The sequence below is a fragment of the uncultured Campylobacter sp. genome (assembly GCF_905373215.1).
GTDB lineage: Bacteria > Campylobacterota > Campylobacteria > Campylobacterales > Campylobacteraceae > Campylobacter_B.
In genome coordinates this window covers 1-5,218 of the sequence record NZ_CAJPRT010000043.1, presented here as the reverse complement: position 1 = coordinate 5,218, position 5,218 = coordinate 1, and the positions used below count along the sequence as shown (strand labels likewise).

Here is a 5,218-nt window from a genome sequence, read left to right as displayed (position 1 = left end):
CGTATACTTTTCTAAAATTCGCCCTGTTTAATGCATATATAACTTTTAAAGGCGGAATAGCCTGCTCGCTTCCGCCGGCATTAAACACGAACTCGCCCGCGTCGTTAAATTCAAATTGCCTAAAATCGCGCTGCACGAGTCTTGGGTATACAAGCCCTTCTTTTTCTTTGTAGTTGACTTCAAATACGTTTAGTCCGTAAAGGTAGGTCTCTAAAATTTGGCTGACGACGTCGGGGTTAAAAATCTTTTTAAATTCGTCCTTAATTTTTTCATCGTCGCAAACGATTTGGATCTCTTTTTTCTCGGTCACGGACTTGCGGCTCACGTCGCACTGCGTAACGGTAAGATCGGCTAGTATCATATCCATATCGTCGTCGCCGACGCTGGAAACTCCCGTATTTATCAGCAAATCTATCAAGGTGCCGTTTTGAGGGATAATAGCCGCTTTTTTGCGCTGCGGCTGCTCGGATTTATTTTTAAATAATTTGTCAAATATCATCTCGTGCGCCTTTTTACTTTCTTTTTTAGTTTCGTTAGGTCGTATGCGCCCGCTAAGCTGTCGGGCGCGTCGTCGTGCTTGGCTTCGGGATACTCCGTAAGCTGCTCGATAAGCAGGCTTTGGCTTTGATGAAAGAGTATTTCGCCGTCCTCTATAGGCACTTCAAGCTCCTCTATTCTTTGCCCTTTGCTTGCGGTATTATTCACGCCTTTTAAAGGTAGTTTAACGCCTATCTCAAAGGCCTTTTCTCTGATCCAGCCTCTAAAAAACTCCTGCCCGCCGTTGCTCTCTATCGCGCAAATACGGCATTTATAGAGCTGATTAAGCCTAATGATCTCTTTGATGGTCTTTTTGGTCTTCATGACCTCTACTATGCTTTCTGCTACGTAGATCTTGGCTTCTGCCTTGCTCACTCCTAGCACCGTTATGGCCGTATAGTCGCTCTTTTTCTTTTCGCCTGCCGGGTCGATATACATCACGAAGTAATCGCACCTCGGAAGCTCGCGGTAAAAATGCATACTCTCTTTGGTGAAAATTTGAGTCTCGTTTCTAGGATCGTTTTGCTGCTCTTTGTTGAATGATTTTAGGTTCTCGGCGCGCTTTTGCATGAGTTTTAAAATCGGTAGCGCATCCTCCCAAAGCACCCGAGAACCCTCATTCATAAGGGCTTTGTTTTTTAGATAAAACGTTTCGCTAGCCTCTTTGGATATATTTTTATAAAGCTCTGCCCATCTCTCCCACAGATCCATTCGCTTTGGGAAATTTACGATGCTTTGATATTTCTTGGCATTCCAAAATTTAAGTTTTAACTTTCGCGCCAGCACGCTATCGGCGTGAAGTACGGTGCCTATGTAAAGAACGTCTAGGCTACCGTCTACGCTGCCCAAATTTAAAACCGCTTCGTCTAGCCACTCCTCGAGCTTGTCGCGCTGCTCTTTACTGCGTACGTTAGTATCGTTTTCCAGGTCGTCTAGGACTACTAGATCGGGGCGATAAACGCCGAATTTTACGCCGCGCAGTCTTTTGCCCGAGCCAAACGCCTTAAGCTTAACTCCGTTTTTAGAGACGAACTCGCCTATCTTCCAGTTCTTGCTTGCGCCGCAAACGTGCGGGAAGTCCATTTTTAAATTTGCATTATCCTCAAGCTCGGCTTTTATCGCCTCCAAGCACCCCTCGACTAGCTCCACGGCGTCTGAAATTTCGACGATGAAGCGCTTCTTGTTAAAACAAATACACCAAAGCGGGAGAAGCTGCGAGCAGTACGTGGTCTTTGCATGACCGCGCGGCGCGGCGCGGGCGTATTTGTCTCCGCTTGCGTTTTGCGTCATAGCTTCAAAAATCTGCGCTAGGTCCTCGTGAAGCGCGCAAGAGCTACTAATGCTAAAATAGTGCGGGAAATAAGTCCTTGCAAAAAACATAAAATCGCGCTCGGCGCGTTTTACTCTTGCGGATCTATCTTTGGGGGATAGGGGGCTATTTAGATGTATCTGCTCTTTTAGCTCGCCGCTAAGCTCCTCTAGCCAGCCGTAAAAGTCTTTGCGCGTTAGCTTGCTAAGCTCGGGTTCTACGGCGCCGGCTTGCTTGTGCGTTTCTCTACTGTCTTCTAGGAAGCTATCTAGCTCATCTCTTGAAAAAAGCATGCGTCATCCTAAACGTCGAGCTCTTCGATAGCTTTGACGAACTTCTCGCTCTCGATGAGCTCGACTAACTTCTTGATGCACTCTTTGTTCTCGTCGTCCTTGAATTTATCCACCACAAGCATAATGACCTTTTTGGCGATGCTTAAGCGGTATGCCGCCGGATTTTCGTAGCTTGCAACTTTGGTCATCTTAACGAAGCTATCGCCTATCTTTGAAAGCGCCTCGGCCTTTTTGCCTGCGGGCAGTTCGCTCTCTCTTATATCTTTTACGGCCAGGCGCATCTCTTCGATAAAATTTTGATAGATGTTCTGTTTATCTTCGCCGCTTTTATTTAGATAGCTTGCGGCTTTAAGCTCGTCCCAGTCGCCGTTTTGAGATTTGTAGTTTTTTATGGTTTTTACGTTTTTGTTTAAAATTTCGGCTATGCGCTCAAGGCTGAAGCCTTTTAGATAAAGCTCCTTAGCAAGCTCTTTTATATTTGGTTTCTCAGCCATTTAAATCCTTTAAGTCCATTTTTTTCTCGCCGTGCCTAAACGCTCTTATGCCGAGCCTGGGCGCACTATCGTCTTCTATTTGGCTCGGAAGCTTCTTGCTAGCCATCTTCAAAAGCAGAGCGTCCGTCTTTTCTATCTGCTCATTCAGCGCCTCTTTGGGGAAGTTGTTGCGCTTTTTGAGCTCGATAATAGTCAAATTTACGCCGATGTCTTTTAATAGCGGCGTAGGGTTTTGCGGAAGTTTGATGAAAGAGGAGATATAAGCCAAGGCATCGTTTACGCTATCGTCTATGACGCTTTGATTAACGGCGCCGCTTCCTTCAAAGTCGCTGAGCTCTTGCAGCTCTCTAGTAGAAACTTCTTTTAGTAGATCCTCGTTTGTTAAAACCATTATTTTGTCTCCAAATATTTTAAACCTTTTGACCGTATTCGTTATTAGCTTTTAGCGAGCGTTAAAAGCGCGTTAAAACGTTTAAAATATTTTTCTCGTATCTTTGGTCGTTTTTGATTTAAAAGGGCTTAGAGCCCTTTTAAATCACATTTTCAGTTCGACTATCGCGTCAAGCCTATTGCAGATCGGAAGCGGTCTGCTTTCGCTAACAATGCCCCAGCCCATACCTTTGTCGAGCACCTCCGGAGCCGCAGCGAAGAATTTCGTCGGAGCCTTTCCGATGGCAGACGTATGGTTTGCTCTTGTATAAACTACCTCAAAGATGTCGTCCATCAAAGGCACTACTACGCCTTTTTTGCCGCTCATGTAGCTCGTATCTCTGCCTTTCGTGTTTTTGTACGAGGCATCGTAAGGCATAAAGGTCTTGCCGAAAAGTTTAAGAGTTAAAACTCCGTTACTGTCGACGACTTCGCAGGATTTTAGCTTTAGAAGCTCCTGGGCTTCGGCCAGTTTAAGCAGCTCGCTAAAAAGCTCTCTCGTTACTAGCGCTATATATGGCTTTGCGATGCCTAACACCTCTTTTTGAGCGGCTTCGATATCGCTTAGCAAATCCAATAACTTAGTCGCATTTGTGATAGTTATCTCTTTTCTGTTTGCGCTGAGCTCAAACAGTACCTTTCCTTTGCCGTCCATTACCTTGCCAAAAATAGCGCCTATGGCCATATACTCTACCGTATTGGTGATATTGCTCTTTTGGCTAGCTAGTTTTTTGCCGATAGCCGCAGACAATGATTTAAGCTGCTCGCTTTGAGTATTGAGCGTTCTTAGCAAATTCATCTCGCTAGCCGGGAGCGTATCATACTGCGGGAAGCGAGGAAGCGGTACGGAGATGATAGTTTGGTCGGGATTTTTCGTCACCAAGTGCTCTCCATTTTCGCTAACGCTTTCAAGGATTACGCCCGCGCCTTTTTCGATGATAATGTTATGGGTATTGGAAAGCGTCGGAGTCCATTTTTTGAAAAACGTATCCGTTATGAAACTTTGATCGGTCTTAGTCTGATTTATGATCTCAGTCATCGCCTCGACCGTAAATTTTTTTAAAAGTTCATCCATTTTTATCTCCTTATCTCACTATAATTTTTTGTTTGAATAGTGCTGTTTTTAGCTCCGCGGCGGCGCCTTCCAGCATTACCTCGCCAAGCACCAGCACGTCGGCTTCTTTGGTGGCCTCTACGTTGTCGCATAGCACGCCGAATACCGCCTGTGCGTTTGCGATGGTCGTAGTTTGGTTGTCGCTAGTTACGGCTGCAAAACTCTCGCCGCCGTTAATACTAAACAGCACGGCTCCGCACTCTAGGGCCTTAGTGGTCTCTACTTTGGCGTTAATGCCGAGCACCTTGTTTACGACCACGTCTCCGATGGTCTTTGGCTTTTTTTGTTCGTTAGGCATTTTATTCTCCTCCTAATGCAAATTTAACGACGTCTATTTCTGCGTCCGATCGGCTTTTGTTGGCAAACATATCGTTACTCGGTATGCTCGTTTTTTGTTGCGGCGGCATAACGCCTTTTAAAAACTCGTTAAAGCCGTTTAAATCGGCCTTTGCGTAGCTAAGCGCCCACTGCTTTTGACTTTCTTGCAGCTTATTTGCGACAATAGCCGTGTCTACCGCGCTTTGAGCTAGTTGCTCTTTTAGAGTAGCGACCTCTTGTTTAGAGGCGTCAAGCTGATTTTTAAGCTCGACTATCCGAGCCTCATAGCTCGCGCCGCTTTGCGTAGCAGCCTGAGCCTGCGGCTCGCCTTTTGGATTTTTCGCATCATCCATGTTCGTCTCCTTTGTGAAATTTTTATTCGCTCTTACTTCTCCGAGTTCATCTAAAAACGGCTTATTGGTTAGCGCCGCGGAGTGCAACGTGCAGCCCTGCCAAGCTCCGGTTTTTTCGTCTACGCCCATAAAGTCGTAAACCGGGCTAAGATATTTATATTCGCCGTTTTTGATGAATTCTTTTGCTTTGGCCGTCCAACTTACGCGCCCGTAAAGCGCGCCGTCTTTTATAAAAAGCTCTTTTACCCAGCCTGCCGCGGGCGCTATCTCTCCGCTTAAAGTTTGGTGCTCGTAGTCGATCACTATATCTAGGCTGCGCTTGTCGAAATTTAGTTTCATCTTTTCGATATCGGCTGCGTCTATACTAAACG

The 5,218-nt window shown here is 45.8% G+C and carries 6 protein-coding genes and 1 pseudogene; all 7 read right to left on the bottom strand.

Translation table 11 applies throughout. From position 1 onward, the window contains the following. A pseudogene (locus QZ176_RS10200) lies at positions 1-499 on the bottom strand (hypothetical protein); the annotation flags it as partial. Then, positions 496-2,139, bottom strand: a complete 1,644-nt coding sequence (terL, locus tag QZ176_RS10195; RefSeq protein ID WP_295153347.1) for a phage terminase large subunit — start codon at positions 2,137-2,139, stop codon at positions 496-498. The pseudogene QZ176_RS10200 and the gene terL, both read right to left, overlap by 4 nt. Positions 2,140-2,147: 8 nt before the next feature. Further along, positions 2,148-2,633 carry a DUF1804 family protein gene (locus tag QZ176_RS10190; protein ID WP_295153345.1) on the bottom strand — a complete coding sequence of 162 codons (486 nt, stop codon included), beginning with the start codon at positions 2,631-2,633 and terminating at the stop codon, positions 2,148-2,150. Further along, positions 2,626-3,024, bottom strand: a complete 399-nt coding sequence (locus QZ176_RS10185; protein WP_295153343.1) for a phage protein Gp36 family protein — start codon at positions 3,022-3,024, stop codon at positions 2,626-2,628. Before QZ176_RS10185 ends, QZ176_RS10190 begins: the two co-directional genes overlap by 8 nt. Positions 3,025-3,168: 144 nt before the next feature. Next, complete coding sequence (locus tag QZ176_RS10180) at positions 3,169-4,137, bottom strand: major capsid protein (protein ID WP_295153341.1); 969 nt, start codon at positions 4,135-4,137, stop codon at positions 3,169-3,171. 10 nt (positions 4,138-4,147) lie between these two features. Continuing rightward, the gene (locus QZ176_RS10175) at positions 4,148-4,474 is read right to left on the bottom strand and encodes a hypothetical protein (RefSeq protein WP_295153339.1); all 327 of its coding nucleotides are present in this window, start codon (positions 4,472-4,474) and stop codon (positions 4,148-4,150) included. A gap of 1 nt (position 4,475) precedes the next feature. Next, positions 4,476-5,218 (bottom strand): phage protease (locus tag QZ176_RS10170; RefSeq protein WP_295153337.1); only part of this gene is annotated, 743 nt, incomplete at its 5' end.

Excerpts from the sequence above, each read along its gene's own strand:
- QZ176_RS10185 (WP_295153343.1), bottom strand. The coding sequence starts at position 3,024 with ATGGTTTTAACAAACGAGGATCTACTAAAAGAAGTTTCTACTAGAGAG.
- terL (WP_295153347.1), bottom strand. The coding sequence starts at position 2,139 with ATGCTTTTTTCAAGAGATGAGCTAGATAGCTTCCTAGAAGACAGTAGA.
- QZ176_RS10180 (WP_295153341.1), bottom strand. The coding sequence starts at position 4,137 with ATGGATGAACTTTTAAAAAAATTTACGGTCGAGGCGATGACTGAGATC.
- QZ176_RS10175 (WP_295153339.1), bottom strand. The coding sequence starts at position 4,474 with ATGCCTAACGAACAAAAAAAGCCAAAGACCATCGGAGACGTGGTCGTA.
- QZ176_RS10190 (WP_295153345.1), bottom strand. The coding sequence starts at position 2,633 with ATGGCTGAGAAACCAAATATAAAAGAGCTTGCTAAGGAGCTTTATCTA.